3 protein-coding genes are annotated in these 20,456 nt (G+C 36.4%); all 3 read right to left on the bottom strand.

Annotated features, from left to right (window positions below):
- Positions 1-25 precede the first annotated feature (25 nt).
- The 3 genes from K2X50_02760 to K2X50_02750 are packed head-to-tail and all read right to left on the bottom strand — an operon-like array spanning position 26 to position 20,338.
- Complete coding sequence (locus tag K2X50_02760; protein ID MBX9586158.1) at positions 26-4,264, bottom strand: AMP-binding protein; 4,239 nt, start codon at positions 4,262-4,264, stop codon at positions 26-28.
- A complete protein-coding gene (locus K2X50_02755; GenBank protein MBX9586157.1) occupies positions 4,257-20,072 on the bottom strand; it encodes an amino acid adenylation domain-containing protein in 15,816 nt (5,271 codons plus the stop codon). Before K2X50_02755 ends, K2X50_02760 begins: the two co-directional genes overlap by 8 nt.
- The gene (locus K2X50_02750; protein ID MBX9586156.1) at positions 20,069-20,338 is read right to left on the bottom strand and encodes an acyl carrier protein; all 270 of its coding nucleotides are present in this window, start codon (positions 20,336-20,338) and stop codon (positions 20,069-20,071) included. Before K2X50_02750 ends, K2X50_02755 begins: the two co-directional genes overlap by 4 nt.
- Positions 20,339-20,456 lie beyond the last annotated feature (118 nt).

Here is a 20,456-nt window from a genome sequence, read left to right as displayed (position 1 = left end):
CCAAAAAAATCTCTTTAAGTTTATTTTATACACCCACTTCTTCTGACTTCGTATACTCTAAGGTCAACCAAAATGGCTTGGAATCAAATGGGTATCCAGGCACAGAAATGATTTTCCCAGAATCATCAGGATGAACCTTCGACCAATCAATCTCTATTCCAAGAACATACAACTCTCCTATTAAACTGAGCAATTGATTGTCATAAGACGATAGGATTTTCTCATCCAAATGTATGATTGGTATCTCCTTAAATATATCGTCATCAAAAAATTCATTTTCAAAAGTTCCCACCGAGATAAAAACATCGCATTTTAGATTAGAAAAAATTTCCTCATTCTCAAGTTTAGTTTTAGCCCTCCCCAAATCCAGAAGATCTACTCTTAAAGCTTCTGCAAAATCCTTCTGTTCATTCAGAGCGCTAACAAAAGTGTTTTCAGAATAAGTGCCTAGTATGCTCAAAGGACTTAAAAGACGATCTTTTAAAGCTTTTAAGACCAAATACCAATATGAAACGAAACGAACTGGGTCTTCATTTAACGACTCAATATTCGCAGTTTCATTTTTGACACTACGAATAATTTCATCTGGAAATTGAATTCCGTTAGCGTTCTGATTATTCTTAGGAATTAAATCTCCAATAATTAAACACACTTTTTTAAATGGTTTTTTAGATAAAAAACAATTGAATGTGAAGTTCTTTAATCGCTTATTGTCAGGAGATATTAAAAGTGCTGCACGATATGTGTGGTGTAATCGATAGCGATTTCGAGTAAAGCAGAAATTTTGAATATCGATATCCGATGAATTCTTCAGATACTCTTCAGCTTGATCCACCAGGATTTTTAAAGATTTTTCAGACTTAGCAGAAAGTGTTAAAAGATTTGGCGTCAAAGTAGTATTGACTTTTCGGTCATCGGTCCACTCTTCTAGAACCAAATGCGTATTTGTCCCGCCAAACCCAAATGAACTAATGGCCGCTTTTCGACTTTGGTTTTTGAAACGAATCCAAGGTGCGAGCTCTCGGCTAATCCAAAACGGAGAATCTTCAATTTTCAAAGCAGGACTTATATTATTCACATGCAAGCTGGGTGCAAATTTTCGATTTTTAAAAGAAAGCAAAACTTTCGCCAAACCAACCCCACCGGCAGCCGCTAGCAAATGACCAACATTCGTTTTTACTGAGCCCAGGCGAATTTTATTACCATTAAAGTCGCGATAACGCGAAAATAATTTCTTCAATACATTGAACTCTATGGGATCACCAATCGCAGTCCCAGTTCCGTGGACTTCAATATAATCTATTTCACCAGGACTTAAATCTGCATCTTCATAGGCTTCCGTCAACACACGAAATTGCCCAAGGGGGTTAGGCGCCATAATGCCAAACGAAGTTCCATCATTATTAACGGCTATTCCTCGAATAACTCCATATATATTTTTATCATTTTGTATCGCATTTTTTAATGTCTCTAAATAATATACAATGACACCTTCCCCAAGAACAGTGCCACTAGCATCTTTATCAAATACTTGAGCAAATTGAGTAGAAGACAAAATTCCTGCTTTACGTGATAATGCATGAATTTTTGAAGTCGCCAATATATTAGCCCCTGCAACAACTGCGCCCGAAATTTCATTGCCTCTTAAAGCGGTAATTGCCTGATGTAGGGCCACAAAAAATGATGAACAGGCCGTGTCAATCGCAACAGCTGGGCCAGTGAAATTGAATGTACTAGATATACGTGCTGAAATCATATTCGAAAGATTCCCTACTAACGCATTTGATGGAACGTTTTCAACGCCATTCTTTTTTAAATACGCTACCAACAACTCAAAATATGTATTCAAGCTTACACCAGAATAAACACCGATATTTCGCTCCGAATCTAAGCCTGGAATAACACCAGCATCTTCAAGCGCTTGATAAGCTAATTCTAAAATTAGACGTTGCTGCGGATCCGTGAAAACCGCATCTTCTTCATTAATCTCAAAAAATTCGTTGTCAAAATAGTCGATATTTCCTAGCTCCCCCATCCAATCATCCCACTCAATTTCGCCAGACATTTTTTTTCGATTTTTACTGACTTTTGCAATCTTACTTGTCCCTTCCTCTAGAATATTCCAAAATTCCTCAGGGTTTACTGCACCAGGAAGCCTTAATGCCATACCTGTTATCGCAATAGTTTTATCTAGATCGAGACCTTTTTGAGAACTCACAAGAACTTCATTACATTCTGTTTCTTGACAAAGTCCATGATGAGACTTTAAATAGCTAACTATTTCTCGAATAGTACGACATAGCACCAACATTTCAGGATCTAATTCAAAACCCACATGATTAGAAACTGCTTCTAACAATTTGAAGGCTTTAAGAGAATTTCCTCCCAACGCAAAAAACTTATCATCAATAGAAATTTCCATCTCAGAGATTCGCAAAATATCGGACCAGATTTTTCTAATTACATGCTCAAGCTCATCTTCAGAAAACTTCACACTTTCAATATGCGTCTTTTTCGGGCAAAGAAGCGAATTAATTTCTTCGATTATTGCAGAGAAATGTCCGTTTTGATAAGACTTTATCAAAGGAAATCGTTGCAATTTCCCACTAGTCGTTTTGGATATTGATTTTACAGGAATAACGTGAGTAACTTCAATACCGAGAGATTCACGAAGTGCTACGATTATTGCTTTATAAGTCGGCAAGAAGGATTCCGCTCCCGACCTATGCTGAACAAAAACGAGTAACTCTTCTTCCTGACGTGTCGTATTGAAATAACCAGCAATTAGTAGCTTTCCACGCTGAACCAGTTCCTTGGAAAAAAGAAGCTCTTCTAGATCATGAGCAAAGTAATTTTTCCCTCGAACGAAAATAATATCTTTCATTCTACCGGTAACCACCAAAGAACCATTCGTAATAAAGCCCAAATCACCCGTTTTCAGCCACTCACCATCAAACATCTCATTAAGAAGGTCTGGCCTATTAAAATATCCTGAAGTTACTTGCTCACCTTTAACCTGAATCTCACCAACCTGATTTTCAACCCCTGTATTTCCATCCGAATCAGCAATTCGGATGCTTACCCCCTGAACCGGAAAACCGACATGCACAAACTCAGCAGCGCTGTTAACTTCGTCGGGACCAGTCGTAATCGCTACAGACTCGTTCAAAAGCTTAATACGATCCACTTTCTCTACCGGGGGGGTTAGCCCTAACTTTACATGGGTAGCCATAGCCGTGGCTTCAGCCATTCCGTAAGCTGCCAACATTTTATTTTGCGAATATCCACATCGTTGAAATTTTTGAGCAAAACGATTTATGACGTTTGACGAAATTGGCTCTGCACCATTTAATATAAATTTCAATGTTGAAAGATCTAAAGAATCCAGCTTCTCATCCGGAATATTTTTAATCATCCAGTCTAAACCAAAATTAGGCGTTGAAAAGAACGCTCCTTTGTGCTCACTTACTTTTTTCAAAAAAAGGTAGGGTGATCGACTAAACGTCATTGGTGAAAAGATATAAATATTACAACCGGCGGTTACAGAGGTAAGATATTGCAAAAATAAACCCATATCGTGAGTGTGAGGCACCCAAGAAAACACCTTATCTTCGCTAGTTAAACCAAAACTATTGCGAGTGGTTGTTAAATTACAAATGATATTTTTATGGCTAAGTTGTACACCCTTCGGGTCACCGGTGCTACCTGATGAAAATTGGAGAATAGCCAAGTCAGTGGGATGACCAATATGATTTTCAGATATTTTTTGTTGGCCATCACGAAAACTCTGTGATGTGAAGTAAGATAATCCTGAAAAACGATCTTCACTTTGAAGACCCTCAAAATACTTAATATATTTATTTTCTACTAATAGTTTTGGCTTATTCAAGGTGTTCCATACATTATATAGTTTTAATAAAGTCACGGAATCTTTCTCAAAAGAAGGCTGAGTAATCGGAGCTGGAACAATTCCTCCTAAAATACATGCCCAAAAATGCACATAAAAATCTTGTAGATTATTATCGATGATAACGATCAACAAATCGCCAGGCTTAAGACCTTGTTGCTGAAGGTGATATAAACACTGAGTCGCCTGATCCACTAAGTCTGGATACGAAAAAAATTCTTCCTTCCCTGAAATATCCACAAAAGTGAGCCCGTGATCTGGGAACGTGTTTTTTACATAAAGCAACATTTCCCCTAAAGTATTGTACTCCTTTGGAAGTGAAAGTGGTTCCCCGTGACTAATCGCCAATTTAGGCATAGCATTTCTCCTTAGTAATGAGTTTATTTTTAACATATAATTCAGCCACGTCTTCTAGTCTTACTATTTCTCCAGATGCAAATAAAAAATGAATATAGAGATTCTGTTCATCATAATTCACATTTATCAGGAATTTTGAAAAACAATTTTCACTCGATACCAAACCAAGCGAGCGATATCGCTTTCTATTCTCATCTGAAATAAAACCCTGAAAATTAAAGAGTGGCAGCACCAGATTGCTTCCATCTTCCCTATAAAACGGAGCCAAACACCGCGCTATATTTGAGTATTTTACCGACAAAATCGGATCAAAGACCAAGGAAGCAAAATTAATTCCGCACGACCTTGCAAGTTGCAGCAAGGATAAAATAGAAAATTCTTTTTTATCAACGTAAACAGGTATGATATCTAAAAACTCACCAATGGAATTGTAGAAATCCGTACCACAGTAACTTCTTGCATAATTAATAAAAGCAAGAGGGAGCACCTGAGACTGATAAAAGTCTTTTAAAACATCTACAACAAAGTTAAATGAAAATTCCCAAGGATCTTGAATGTTGTATTGTAACAAATTGAATTTTAGCTCAAAATTCTTATACTCAGGATCAGGAGATTTTGATAACTCTTCCGACAAGCTTTTATTAATAAAACACCATTTTTGCAATGAAAATTTTTGCATAATATCGTCTTCAGTTACATTTTGAGGGCCCGATTTTAATAAAGCAACATAGTCACCATATTTACTAGGTTCCTCACTCGGCAATGAATTAAAAACAATAGCTTCGAGTTGAGAACGAATTACATCCGCACTCATCCCATCAAACGCAATATGATCAAAACCCCAAATAACCCGGTATTCACCTCCCGCTATGCGTAAACAGCAGATACGCCATGGCAGCTCAGCCTCTTGATATTGCTTGGACACGATACTCTTATAAATATCACTTAAAATTTCCTCTCTTGCTTGCGAGTCATAGGCACTGATATCCAGGAAAGGAATATGGCCACTGAGCCTATCGAGCACATTAACTAGATCGTACTCAACCCATTCCAAATCCGGTTCTCTTTGTATAATGGAATGTAAAAGTTGATTATCGATTACCATTTTCGCAATAGCAGACATAAGAGTAGTTTCAGAAATATTCGCAAGCAGCTCCATTGTAAAACCACTTATTCGGCGTGGATACTTTAAATGAAATTCTTGAATTCCAGATAGCGAAAAACGATTCAGAACTTTAGTTGTCAAAATTATCTGCGAAAATGAGTCCCATTGAGAAAGCAAATTCGAAGGTATTTCTTTTACCTTTTCAAGCCCACATTCGGAATTACTATCTCCTAAACGATTGACATTGTGTAAATCATCAACAATCTCTTTCTTTTTCTCAGAACGAGATAAATACATCTTAGATAGTTTTTTTACCGTTGGGTTCTGATAGATATCATTCACTTTGATTGAAATTCCGTATTTCAAAATTTCCATAGTAAACGCTATTGCTTTTATAGAGTGTCCTCCACTTTGAAAGAAGTCATCATCTACTGCTAAATTCTTATTATCCAACACTTGGCTCATCACTTTAAGCATTTGCCTCTCAGTAAAGCTTAATACTTCTGTAGCAGGCCTTTTTTCTTTTACCTCTTCTTCAAAAGGCGGAAGAGAACTAAAGTCGACTTTACCATTCAAATTTAAAGGAATCTTATCTAAACATTTGAAACGAGATGGGATCATAAATACTGGGATTTTGCTTTTAAGAAACTCTTGTATTTTTTTAGCCTCTATCTCATGACCAAGAACTTCGTTATTCACAGTATAATAAGCGCCTATATAATCATTTCCATAAGCATCTTTTCTCGCAAGTACAACAGCTTCTTTAACACCTTTCAAACACTTCATTGACTCTTCGATTTCTCCGAGCTCAATTCGATACCCTCGAATTTTTACCATAAAATCAAATCTACCCAAATAGATAATAACCCCACTCTTTAAGCGCTTTACTCTATCCCCAGTCCGATACATTTTTTCACCAGGTCTAAAAGGATTATCTAAAAATTTTTCACAATTCAGTTCGGAACGATTTAAATAGCCATTTGCTATACCATCTCCGCCAATGCATAATTCACCCGGGATATCCTCTGGAACGGGTTGCCCTTGTTTATCTAAAATATAGGCTTGTTTATTTGTTAACGGATAACCGATTGGAACACTCTCGGTTAATTCTTCTAGACTATTGGCATGGTAGTACGTACAAAAAACCGTCGTTTCCGTTGGGCCGTAGCCATTAATCAACTTATCTGACCCTAAGAAATTCAAAGCTTTTCGTACATGACTCACGGAAGCCGCTTCACCACCAAATGCGATTTTTCTTAGGTTTTTTAGCGATGCTAAATCCCAATCTACTAAGGCATTAAAGAGGGAGGTCGTTATAAATAGTACTGAGATGTTTTGTTTTTGGATAAGTTTAGATAACAATGACATATCTCTTAAGCTGCTGTCATCCGTCAATACCAGACTTGCTCCGTTGAGAAGGCTTCCGAAGATATCAAATGTCGACCCATCAAAAGAAACATTTGACAACTGTAAAAGACAGTCGCTTGGCAAAAACTCAATAAAATTTGTGTTTCTGACTGTACAAATAATATTTCGATGCGTTGTGATGACTCCTTTCGGCTTACCTGTAGAACCTGAGGTATACATAATATAGGCTGCATCCTCACTTCGACATGTAGACGCTGATTTTCTAAAATCCTTATCTTCAATATCAACATCTAAGAAGTCAGGATCAGTATCTAAAAAAACCTGTAAGTAGCGGTTATTCCATTTCTCTTGTTTAAATTTTGATGTCGTGATCAACGCTTTTGCAGAACTATCCTCTAGAATAAACTCTACTCGAGACTCTGGAAATTGTGTGTCAATAGGAACATAGGTGCAGCCCAATTTTAATATCCCGAAAATGGAGACCATTTGTAACGGAGAACGCTCGAGCCTAAGTGCTATTCTATCTCCTGACTCAATTCCTTTTCTGCGAAGAGTCATTGCAACTTTGTCAGCTAGTTTATTAAATTCCAAATAGCTCATTTTCTCATCATTCCAGATAAGGGCGTTTTTATCGCCATGCAGAGCAACTTGCTCCTCAAGAAGACACGGTATAGTCTTATCTTTTGGATATTGTCTTTCTGTACTGTTTAATTGATATAACAAATGATCCCTTTCTTTATTGGATAAAAAACTAAACTTAGAAATATTTTCGTTAATATTATCCACGATAAATTCGAGAGATTTTGATAATCGATCTACGATTAACTCAATCGTTTCTTTTTTAAATAATGCGGAATCAAATTCTAGATCGGCATAAAAATCTTCAGAGCATTTCTCAATTGTCCAGGTCAAATCAAATTTCGAATAAACGGGAACATTTTGATGAGGCTTCATGCTAAGTCCGTCTATCGAAAAATCCTGATTACCCATGTCGATATAATTAATAACAACATCAAACAACGGATTTCTCGAAAGATCTTTTCCTTGACCAAGATCCTGTATCAACAATTCGAGTGGGTAATCTTGATTTTCAAAAGCGCCTAGCATTTTAGCTCTTATAGCATATAGATACTCTCTTGTGGTCCAAGAACTGTTTAAAACAGTTCTTATGGCTAGCGTATTCACAAACATACCGATCACATGAAAGTAGTCTGGGTCAGAACGACCAGCCGTTGCTGTGCCTACCACAACATCTTCTTGATCAGTATATTTCCACAACACCAACTTTAGTGCCGCCATAAATATCATATAAGGCGTACAAGCATTCTCTTTTGCCAGGCTGTTAATTTTTTTACTTAACCCACTCTCCAATTTTAAGGAAACTCGATCCCCTGAAAACGCCCTAATTTCAGACCGAGGAAAATCGAGCGGCAAAGGCAGAGGAGAAGGCGGTTCACAAAATTGCTTGAGCCAGTAATCCTTCAGTCTAGAACCAATATCATCTTTCAACCTTGCATTTTGTATAGCCGCATATTCATAATATTCTGCAGAAACAGGTCTAAGTGTTTTTCCTATATATAATGATTCAAACTCACTGAGCAAAATACCAATAGATGCTTGATCCGAAATAATATGATGTAAATCCATCATGAAAATGTGTTTTTCAAGATTAATACTGATCAATTTAATGCGAATTAAAGGAGCTTGTGACAAATTGAAGGGCCGCATAAATTCCTGGATTTTTTGGTCCACTATTTCTTCTTGGCAATCCTCAAACTCAAATACCGATTCAATATCTGAACGAATCCTTTGTACAAGCTCACCGTCAATTATTTTAAATTCAGTTCGAAATGCTGAGTGTCTTTTCACTAATATATCGAACACTTCCTGAATTTTATTTTTATCAACCTTTCCTTCACAGATATAGACAGCACCTAAATTATACGGCAGAGAATCCCCCAGAAACTCATGGACAGCATACATTCTTTTTTGCGCGAATGACGTAGGATAGAATTCGCTTTTAGTCTGCGCAACGATCTTTTTATTTTCAGACACTAAGGAAAGAGACATTAAATAATCTTCCATTTTGGAAAACTGAGAATTATTAAAAATATCATTAATGGAAATTTTAATACCCAAGGTTTTCTCGATATTTGCAGCGAGTATAACTGCTTTTAATGAATCTCCTCCTTTTTTGAAGAAATCGTCATCGGGAGTAGGGCATGAACCACCAAAAAGGTTCACCCAAATCTCGAGAAATCCGGTTTTAAAATTTTCATGGACGTTCGGCTTTTCTATTGCAGTAGGAGTCACATCAATTCTACCAGTTGCAATCGGGTTTATAGAATCTTTATGATATTCCTGCATAAAAGCGTAGCTGGGTAAGGGAACTCTTTTTGGCAAAGTATCCACATTCATTTTCTCCCAATGAATATCCACACCCGCAGCCCATATTTCACCTACCACCTTATTTAAATGAATCACAGATTTCTCAGGTTCTTTTGTTAATGCCAGTAACTGAAATGATCTTTTACGATCCGTGTTTTCTAAGGAATCTAAAATGATCTGTCCAGGACCGACTTCAATTTTAAGTACCTTTTCGTTAAATAATATTGGATCTTGGCTATTAGAAATTAAGCGAATCTTAGGACTTCGAAATCCATATTGAGAAGCTATATTACTCAATCCTCTTACATGAGAATTCTTCTCAAAAATTTCTCTCGCAAGTTCCCCAGGGTTAAAGCTAGCCAATTTCTCGTAATTCTCATTAAGAAATCTTATTGCCTCTTCGAATGAGAGACTCTCTGAAAGCACTAAGGCAGCCACTTCACCTATTCCTTGCCCTATTATTGCTTCTGGAATCATCCCTAAATCGATCAACATTTTGCCAAAGGTAAAATTAACCATAAATAAAAACACAGCGCTCGATTTTGCCTCACAATAGTTCGAGCCACCGGATTCACCTTGCAAGAGTGATATTAGATGCGATTTTTCTTCATCTGGGAATTTTGTTAACGTTGCGTCTACACTATTTTTAAAATAGGACGTTAATTTACTTTTTGAAGCCTGATGATAAATACCACTAAAAATTTCTTTTAGCAGAAGGTCTTCACTAGACAATATTAAAACAATATTGGGATTTTTATCTAATATAGCACCCGATTTCGACTTTAAAAACGCCGCGATATTTATATCTTCGAAGCGAGATTGCCTATTTTTTATAACCAACGATTTTCGATAATCAAATGCTTTACGGCCTATCTGTAACGTCCACGCGGCATCGCTTAATGAAATCTCCGGATGGTTCTGAAGATAATCAAACAATTTTTGACCCGTATTTTCCAAGGCTTCTAAATTACGCGCCGAAAATGGCAAAATCTCAATTTCATAATTAAGCGCTGAATCCAAAACTTGTGGTGCTTGTTCTAGTATAATATGCGCATTTGTCCCACCAATGCCAAACGAGCTTACCGCTGCGCGAAGAATAAGATTGGGATCCAGATTTTTATCACCCTGCTTATTAACATAGAATGGACTTTCATTAATATTGATAAGAGGGTTTTCTTTTTCATAATTGATCAAAGGCGGTAATTCTCTTTTCTCGAGCATTAGAGCTGCTTTTATAAAGCTCGCCACTCCTGCAGCAGTGTCTAGATGGCCAATATTGGCTTTCACAGAGCCTAAGGCACAATAATTTTTCTTATTTGTGTTCCAAGCCTGTTTTAAGGCTTCAATTTCGATCGGGTCACCTATCGCAGTACCTGTTCCATGAGCTTCTAAATAATTTATCTGATCCGGTGAAATAGCTGACTTCTCTAGAGCTTTTTCAATAACAATTTTTTGAGCACTAATACTCGGCGCGGTATATCCCACCTTCTCATTTCCATCATTATTGATGGCAGAACCTTTTATAACGGCATAAATATGGTCTTTATCACGGATCGCTGCTTCTAAGGGTTTTAACAAGACTAAACCACAGCCATCTCCAGGAACAATACCACTGGCATCGGAAGAAAATGGCTTACAATGACCATCTCGTGAAAAAATCATTCCTTCGTGCCAGAGATAACCTTCTTTTCTCGGAAATGAAAGCGCCACGCCACCCGCCATAGCCATTTCACACTCACCACTATTCAAAGACTGAACCGCTTGGTGAATAGCTACCAAAGAGGTAGAACAAGCTGTTTGAATATTATAACTCGGTCCTTTTAAATTTAATTTATAAGAAAGTCGAGTAGTAAGAAAATCCTTCTCATTAAAAGTAAGAGCATCGTAAGCCTTCAATACATCTTCAGGATCATTCAATAAATCTTTAATCCACATGAAATTAGACGCGCTACCTGCATAAAAACCGATTCGACCGTCATAACGTGAAGGATCATAGCCGGCATTTTCAAGTAGCTCCCAAGCACATTGATGCAAAACCCTTGATTGAGGATCCATCATATCTGCTTCTTTTGAGGAATAAGCAAAAAATTCGGCATCAAAATATTCGACATTCTCTAGAAAACCTTTCACTTTTTTATATTCGGGCTTGGAAAAAATGTCATGAGAAATACCAGATTCTGAAAGTTCTATATCAGTAAATTGGGATATTGACTCACGTCCATCTATTAAATTACTCCAAAATTCCTCCAAATCTTTTGCTTGAGGAAATTTTCCCGCCATACCAATAACGGCGATATCTTCTTTACGAAATACTGGAGTTTCCTGAATTTCGGTTATAGGCTCCTGAAAATTAACCTGCGATTCTGAAATATTCTTTACGAATGAGTTGATGGTTGGAAACTGAAATAACTGAAGCAGTGGTATGGAATAACCTAATTCCTTACTCAATTTATTATTCAGCTCAATTAAACGTAATGAATTGCCACCCAAATCAAAAAAATTATCGTCAAGGCTTATTTCTTCGATACATAATGCTTCTCTCCAAAACTGAAGTAAGGTACTTTTGAGATCAGACCTACTCAAGTTAGAGCACTCTTTCGTTTCTGCTCTACTATTTATACTTCCAGGAGTGGGAAGATCTTTTTTATTCACTTTTCCACTCGGTAATACAGGCATTTCTAATAAATGATTAAAACTCGTCGGAATCATATAATGAGGAAGTTGAGACTTCAGCCAGCGCTTAAAATCACTAAGATTAAAATTATTAACTCCGTGTTTTAATGAAAAATATAAAGCTAATTGCTTTGCATTATTTTCATCTTCATAAGCGGTAAGCGCTACAAGGCCAATCGCATCATATTCTAATACTTTCTTTTCGATTTCCTCGAGCTCAATTCGATAACCACGTACTTTAACCTGTGTGTCTAACCTTCCACTTAACTCTATGTCGCCATTTGGTAAAATCCGCCCTCGATCTCCTGTTTTGTAAACCTGCTCACCATTTTCAAGGAAAATAAATTTACGACGTGTTTCTTCTGTATTATTAAGATAGCCCTGAGCAACACTTTTTCCACCTATATAAAGTTCACCATAGACATTCAGAGGCTGCAATTTTCCCTCTGGATTCGTAATATATATTTTAGTATTCGCAATCGGTTTTCCAATGCTGATCTGATTTTCATTCGTTAAATCCTTTGTTGTGGACCACACCGTTGTCTCGGTAGGTCCATACATGTTATAAATTTTGGCTGAAGTAGCAGACTTCAAATGAGAAAGGAGACCCAACGGGAAATTTTCACCCCCAGTAAATATATATCTCAAATGGGTTAATGCTTTAGAAAATGCAGGATTCTCTACAAAACTCTTTATTCGTGAAATTGTACTTAAAATATGCGTAACTTGATTTTTAACAATTTTCTCGCTCGCCAATAGCGGATCAAGTTGTTCTTTCTCATTCGCAATATAAATAGATCCCCCCAAGCATAGAGGCACTAAAGATTCAAATATATATATATCGAATGACACGGTAGTTAAACTGATAATTCGATCTCTCGTATTTTGATAAAATCGTCTTGAATTGATGTCAGAAATAAAATTGATAACAGCCTCCTGACTAATCATAACCCCTTTAGGAGAGCCTGTCGTACCCGAGGTAAACATAACATAAGCCAAATCTTTTAAATCTGTTCTCGATGTTGGATTTTCTGTATTAGCAGTATAATCAAATTCATCCAAGATAATTACACTATTAGTGTTATTAATTTTTTGAGCGTGCTCGTTCGTACTTAACAAAAAGCGAGCTCGACACTCTGTATGGATGTGCGATATCCTTTCAATTGGCAACAGTGGATCGATCAGAACGAATGCAGCTCCGGCCTTCATTACTGCCAACATGGATATTAAAATGTATTGATCTCGCCCTACGAGTATCGGAACAAGCTCTCCTTTTTCAACGCCTGAATTAAGCAAACTCCATGCCAAGGCATTGGATTTTCTATTAAGCTCTTCGTAATTTAAAGTTTCTTGATCAGCCGTTATAATGGCAATTTCATTTGAAAACTTACTTGCCGATGCTTCAAATATCTCTTGTACATTCCTTCCAATTAACTTTACTTCTTGTCCATAACATTGTGATTGAAAATCAGCTTGCTGGTGAGAAAGAATTTCCATATTTCCCACAGTCTCAGTTTCATTCTCAACCACGTAAACTAAGAGCGCTCTGAAATCTTCAATTAGACTTTCAATCCTCTCTTTTTTAAATAAGCTGGTACTGTAATCCATAAACCCTTTAATGTGTCCATTGTCCTTATCTTGCTGACAGGTCAGTAAAAGATCGTATGTGCTGCACCTTGTTTTGAATGGCTGATGGATGAATTGTATATTTTCGACACTTAAATCATTAAAATCCATATTTTGAAAATCGAAACACACATCAAATAAAATATTTCGGCTCATATCTCTATTAAGATTCAGCTTTTGAACTAATGCATTAAATGGATAATCTTGGTTTTGAAAAGCGTCTAATACATTTTCTTTAACCAGCTTCATCAAATCACAAAATCTTTTTTCAGGGCTCACTGAATTTCTTATCGGGAGCATATTTACAAACATACCCACCATCTCACGCACATCACTTAGGGTCCTACCTGCAACAGAGACTCCGAGGATGAAGTCTTCTTGGCCTGAATATCGTGCCAATAGCACAGACCAAGCCGTCAACAACGTCATGAACAAGGTCGCGTTATTTTTCTTTCCAAGCCGGATAATTTTTTCACTCAATGCCTTATCAAATGTAAAATAAATCCGATCTCCTTGGTAACCCCTTAAAGACTTCCGCTCAAAATCCAGTGGAATATTTAATTTTGGCAATTCACCAGACAAATAATTTAACCAGAATTCTTCCTGTTTTTTTATAGAGTCCGAATTAAGTGATTTTATTTCCCAGTCTGAAAAATCTTTATATTGAACAGCAAGTGGAACCAAATCACCAACATATAAGCTATTAAAATCATCGGCTATTATTTCCATTGAAGTAGCATCGGCAACAATATGATGCACATCCACTAAAAATAAATATGTATTTTCTTCTGTTTTTATCAACTCTGCTCGAAATGGCAATTCATTCTCAAGATCAAAAGGCCTAATAAAATCATGGACTACTCTATGAATATCCTCATCTCCGCGTACCGTTTCTTCAGAGTAATTAAGCGGAAGATCAAAACTTTTATCGATCACTTGTACAGGCTTGTTATCTCGCATTTCAAAACGCGTTCTTAGTGGCTCATGCCGAGCAACCAGTTTCTGCAAAGTCTTTTCAAATTTTTCTTTATTCAAGTTTCCTTTTATCCAGGTTGCGGAAGACAAATTATAAGCAATATTCTTTTTATCAAGCATATACAACGTATACATACGGTTTTGAGCCGAAGACAGGGGATAACATTCCCTCTCTTCCAGGGCAATTATCGTCGTATTCGAAAGACCCTGAGAGTTTTCATTACGTATAAATTCTGCTAGGCTTGCTGGTGTTGAATAATCGAATAATTCTTTAATATCGATACTCAGCCCAAACTTTGTATTAATGACTGACATCAAATTAATCGCTTTTAATGAATCACCACCCACATGAAAAAAATCTTGCTCTAAATCCACAACATCTAGACCTAAAACACTTTTATAAGCCTCAATAACTTTATTTTCCCAATCATTTGAATTTTTTATATTAACCTGTACCTTACTTCCATCAGATAACATTGTATTATTCGTTTCTTTTTCTTGGTTAACTGTCTCCTCTCCATTTAATTTCACACGGATGGGATAAGGAATAGGATCAAATTCATACGTTGGCAAAGATATTCGCAGTCGGCGCGAATCTTGCTTGAGCTTTTCCCAATTCACTTCATTTCCGATAGCCCAAAATTTTCCAAGTTCATGATAGAGGTGACGCATTTCCTTAAGTGAACAGGCTTCTTTCGAAGATATTTTCTCCAATAATTCTTGAATTATGGGATCATTAGAGCGTGACTTTATTATATCTGTCTTATAAATTTTTGCTGCGTTAAGACACGTTAAGACAACCTCTTTATCATGCTGAAAAAAAGCATTATCTACAATTAAATATTTACGATATGCAAATTCTTTCCTGCCAACTTGTAACGTCCAAGATACATCAGAGATATTGATAACCGGATTTTCAAAAATAAACTCGATTATTTTTTCTGAAGTGCTGATCAAAGCTGCTGGGCTTTTTGCTGAAAACACTAATAGATTTATGGCGGTAGGCGGGCTGCTTTTTTCAGATAAAGGAGCTTCTTCTAAAACCATATGCACATTCGTTCCACCTACTCCAAATGAATTAATTCCCGCACGCAATACCTCAGCATTTTCTCGTTTCCATTCCATGCCTTCAGATCGAATAACAAATGGACTGCTATCTAAATTAATTTTAGGATTAAGTGCCTGATAATTTGCTGTCCCTGGAATAAATTTGTGCTTCAAACTTAATGCAACTTTTGCCAACGAAACAACACCAGCCGCTGTATCAGCATGCCCAATATTTCCTTTAACCGAACTTAAGACACAAAACTGTTTTTTATCCGTATCAAAAGCTTGAGTTAAGGACTCTACTTCAATGGGATCACCCATAATAGTACCCGTACCATGCGCTTCAACATAGCTCACTGTTTCCGGATTAATGCCAGCCACTTGATAGGCTTTTTGAACACATTCCGCTTGCCCCTGAACACTAGGAGCTGTAAATCCAAGCTTTTGAGAACCGTCATTGTTAACTGCAGAACCTTTAATTACAGCATAAATATGATCACCGTCCTTCTTGGCATCTTCAAGCCTTTTTAAAACAACTAAACCCATTCCATTGGAAAAAAAGGTACCTGCTGCTTTTGCATCAAAAGGCCGACAATATCCGTCAGGAGAAAACATCAAACCGGGCTTATAAAAATATCCACCTTTATTCGGTAATGAAATGGTAATACCTCCAGCCACTGCGATATCACATTCCTTTAAAATTAAGGATTGGCAAGCCAAATGAACGGTAAGCAGTGAAGACGAACAGCCTGATAAAGACGTAAATACCGGCCCTTTTAAATTAAATTTGTAAGCAAGTCTTGTCGCTAAGAAATGATTCGTGCTTAGAGTAAATCCTTGGTATTTAAGACTAAAGTCATTTTCATTAGTAATAAAGTCTTGATACCAATCAAAATCATCTGAACCACTCAAAAAAAGGCCAATAGAAGATTCCGTAGACCCTGGAAAATACCCAGCATCTTCAAAAGCATTCCATAATCCTGAATGCAAAATACGATATTGTGGTGAGATTAATTTTGCTTCCGCAGGCGTATAGTCAAAAAATCCCGAATCAAAATGATCTATATCTTCTATTCGTCCAATAGCTTTAACATAATTCGGTGAATTCAGCGTTTCAGGAGAGATTCCCATTTCAAGCAATTCAGCATCGTCATAGAAATGTATCGTTTGTTTTCCACACTTTAAATTTTTCCAAAAATCTTGTACCGTTTGAGCGCCTGGAACATTTGACGAAATCCCAATTATAGCAATGTCACGATTAAGAGAGTCAGTAGACTTCTCGATTTCACGAAAACTTGTTTTTTTATCTTTCCCTTTACCAATCAAGACCTCACCAGAATGCAAATGAGCAAAATAATTAGCAATAGATCTCACAGTAGTTAATTCAAACTGTTTTTTAAGAGGTAAAGTTAAATTTTCTTTTTTAAATAAATTATTGACTTTTATCAAGGAAAATGAATTACCCCCTACATCAAAAAAATTATCATCCAAACCAATTTTATTGGCATCAATTTTCAAAACTTCAGACCAAATGCTAACTATTTTTTTCTCTAATTCACTCTCAGGCGCAATAAAACTCTGCTCATCTGAACGATAGACCTCTGTTGGTATAGGCAAGGCTTTTCGATCTAATTTCCCATTGGGGGTCAAAGGAAATCTTTCCAGTGCCATAAAGTGAGATGGCATCATAAAATCGGGCAATTGATTTTCAACTAAATGCCGAATCTCATGAATTAATTGATTTAATTTTTGTGTTTTTTGTTCTTGTTCGTTTTCCTCGTCGCTCAATTTTGTAATAATATAGGCGACCAAACGTTTCTCAGCGTGGGCATCTTCTTGTGCAATTACCACGACGTCTTTTATCAAAGTATGTTGTCTAATAACCGTTTCAATTTCACCACATTCAATACGAAAACCTCTGATTTTCACTTGATGATCAATGCGGCCAATATACTCAATACTCCTATTGGGTAAATACCGGACTAAATCTCCAGTACGATAAAGTAAGGTTACCTCTCCATTAGCCTTCTTTTCGGCTCTATCCTGCTCACTTAAAAAAGGATTTTCTAAAAATCGCTCAGATGTTAATTCTGGACGATTTAGATAGCCCCGAGCCACACCGACACCACCTATATACAATTCTCCTATTATTCCTACTGCAACAGGTGACAAGTTAGGATCTAAGATATAACAGGTAGTATTATTAATAACTGACCCAATACTACAGCGATCTTCATTTTTTAATAATGCGTAAGTAGACCAAATTGTCGTTTCTGTGGGACCATAAACGTGATGTAACACGTTGTATTTTGTCAAAATTGATTGCAATGACTGGGGCAACGCCTCTCCACCACAGATCATTTTTAATTCTGAATGAGGCTGAAATCCTGCTTCAACCAATAATTGCCAACGCGATGGAGTAGCCTGGATAACGGTAATTTCTTTATTATTCACGAGCTGAATTATTGCGCTAGTATCGTCTGTCATGAATGTCTGAGAAAGTAATATAACAGGGTTTCCGTTGTGTAACGGCATAAATATCTCTAACGCTGCAATATCAAATCCAACACTCGTTGATTGTAAAAATTTATCTGCTTCTGATATTTGTAATTTACTTGATAAACTCGACAATAGATTGACTACACCTTCGTGCTCAATTTGCACACCTTTCGGTTTTCCTGTTGATCCTGAGGTATAAATAACATAGGCTAAATTTCTTGCATTAACATCAGTCTCTAGATTTAATTGCGGATCTATATTACCATGTATTTCTTTTCCTTCGTTTACCGTAATTATTTCAGGCCACCCTCGGTCTAATTCAATAATTTTTCCACCTCTCTCTTCAAATCCTTTTCGTACACCCCCTAATTTTTCTTGAAAATTCGATTGTGTAATTAATACGGTGGCTTTAGTATCGTCTAACATATAGGTTAATCGGTCTAGAGGGTAATTCGGATCTAATGGTACGTACGCTGCACCCGCCTTCAATATCCCCAATAATCCTACAATCAAATTTATACTGCGCTCAACACTGATTCCAACTAAGGTTTCTGTTTCAACACCTAGCTCTCGAAGATAATGAGCTAAAATATTAGCTTTTTCATTTAACTCTTTATACGTGAGTTTTTGGTCTTCAAATACAACTGCTATATTATCAGGCGTCTTTTCTACCTGCTCTTCAAATAAACGATGAATGGTTTTACCGTTCGGAAATGATGCCTGTGTTTGATTCCATTCAAAAAGCAGCTGATCTCTTTCCTCGGCTGTGAGCAATATATTTTCACTAATATTTTCTTTCGAGCACGAGTTTTGACTCTGTGAAGAAAGACTTAAAATATCTTCAAGTCCTAATTCTAGATTTTCCGAAAATAGGTTTAGAAAATCTAAATAATCTCTTCCAAGAGCATCTAAAGTCTCTTCTTTATAAACGTCAGGTTTATATTGAATTTTTAAAAAATCTCCCTCAGGGGAATTGTTAAGAACCAACATAATATCACCAGGAAAAGTTACAACATCTTGATGAACAATCTTAGCTTTGACACCATTACACTGAAATTCTTCATAAACATCATGTACAAAAATAACATCAAAAAGAGATGAAAGTTCAGGGTTTGAACCAACATTATCACTAACAATTAAATTTGGTGAATAGCTCGAATTAATATAAGAATTTATCAGCCCAGCACCAACCGCATGAAGAACCTCAGAAAAATTGTTTTCATTTTTGATTACTACCGGAAGCAAGAGCATCTTAATAAAACATCCGAGCGTATTTTCAAGCTCAACACTAGACCGATATGAAAAAGGGGTAATTAGAAGCAGCCTTTCTGACGATGTAAAACGTCGCATTAAAATGGAAAATACCGTAAAATAAAATGAAAATATCGTAACCTCATACTCAGCACATCGCTGTTCAACACGCTGAGAAACCTCCTTGGGTATACGAAAACGAATTTCTTTTGCGAAGCCTTTTTTTTGATCTACCGAGAAATCTTTTGGAAGTCTAGCTGGAACACCATCCCTTATCTTTTCATCCCATAATTTTTTTTTATTCTCGCAAATACCTTTTGAATTTTTTTCATTCTCTGATTCAACAAACTTAGAAAATTCAGAATTCACTAAAACCTGGACAATTGATTTTTGTGATAATTTATCATGATACTTAACCAGCTTTTCGAGTAAAATATTCATTGATAAGCCATCAAAAATGATATGATGGATACAAAAAACGAAAATATGCTCTTTTTCAGACAGCTTTAATAGCTTGGCTCGAAACAATGGTGAATTTTCAAGGTTAAAAGGCTCTGATATTTCTTTTTCTATTAGATCTGTGACTCTTGTACTCTGATCTTGCAATGGATCAGACAAGTCGATCTGCTCAAGAGGATTCGAAATCGTATCGCAAATTACTAAGCGGTGAGAATCACCTATCACTTCGACCTTAGAACGTAATACCTCTTGTTCAGCTATCAAGATGTTTAAACTTTCTTCAAAAACTTTCTCATCCACATTCTCAAAATGAACGCATGCCGAAAGATTATAAGCGATAGGATCGGTCATATAGCTATCATAAAGCATTGCTTTTTGAGTGGTGGATAAATCAAAATTTTTAATAAATTGACTCATTTTGCAAACGCTCCTTGATAAAATTGTTCGACAATATGTTGGTACAGAGAAGCAATATTTTTATACTCGAGCATTGCGGTTGGATCCAAATCAATTCCCAATTGATCTGATATTCGATTGGTGATCATAAATGTCTTGATAGAGGATATCCCCATTTTCATAAAACTCTGATTATCATCAATATCAGACGCATCAAAACCTACGACAGCCCCAATTTGCTCCTTGATTAACCCCATTATTTCTTCGTCATTTTTTGCATTCATCATAAACTCTCCAACAAATTTTTGCGTCTTAGTGTTCAAACAAGATTCGGCAATTAAAAACCTAATCCTCGATTAAAATGACTAGCCATGTTTTCAAAAAACATGGCTAGTCAAATCAAAC

This window comes from Gammaproteobacteria bacterium (assembly GCA_019748175.1).
Classification (GTDB): domain Bacteria; phylum Pseudomonadota; class Gammaproteobacteria; order JAIEPX01; family JAIEPX01; genus JAIEPX01.
Note: the sequence above shows the minus strand (reverse complement) of the source record. Positions and strands in the feature narration are given on the sequence as shown.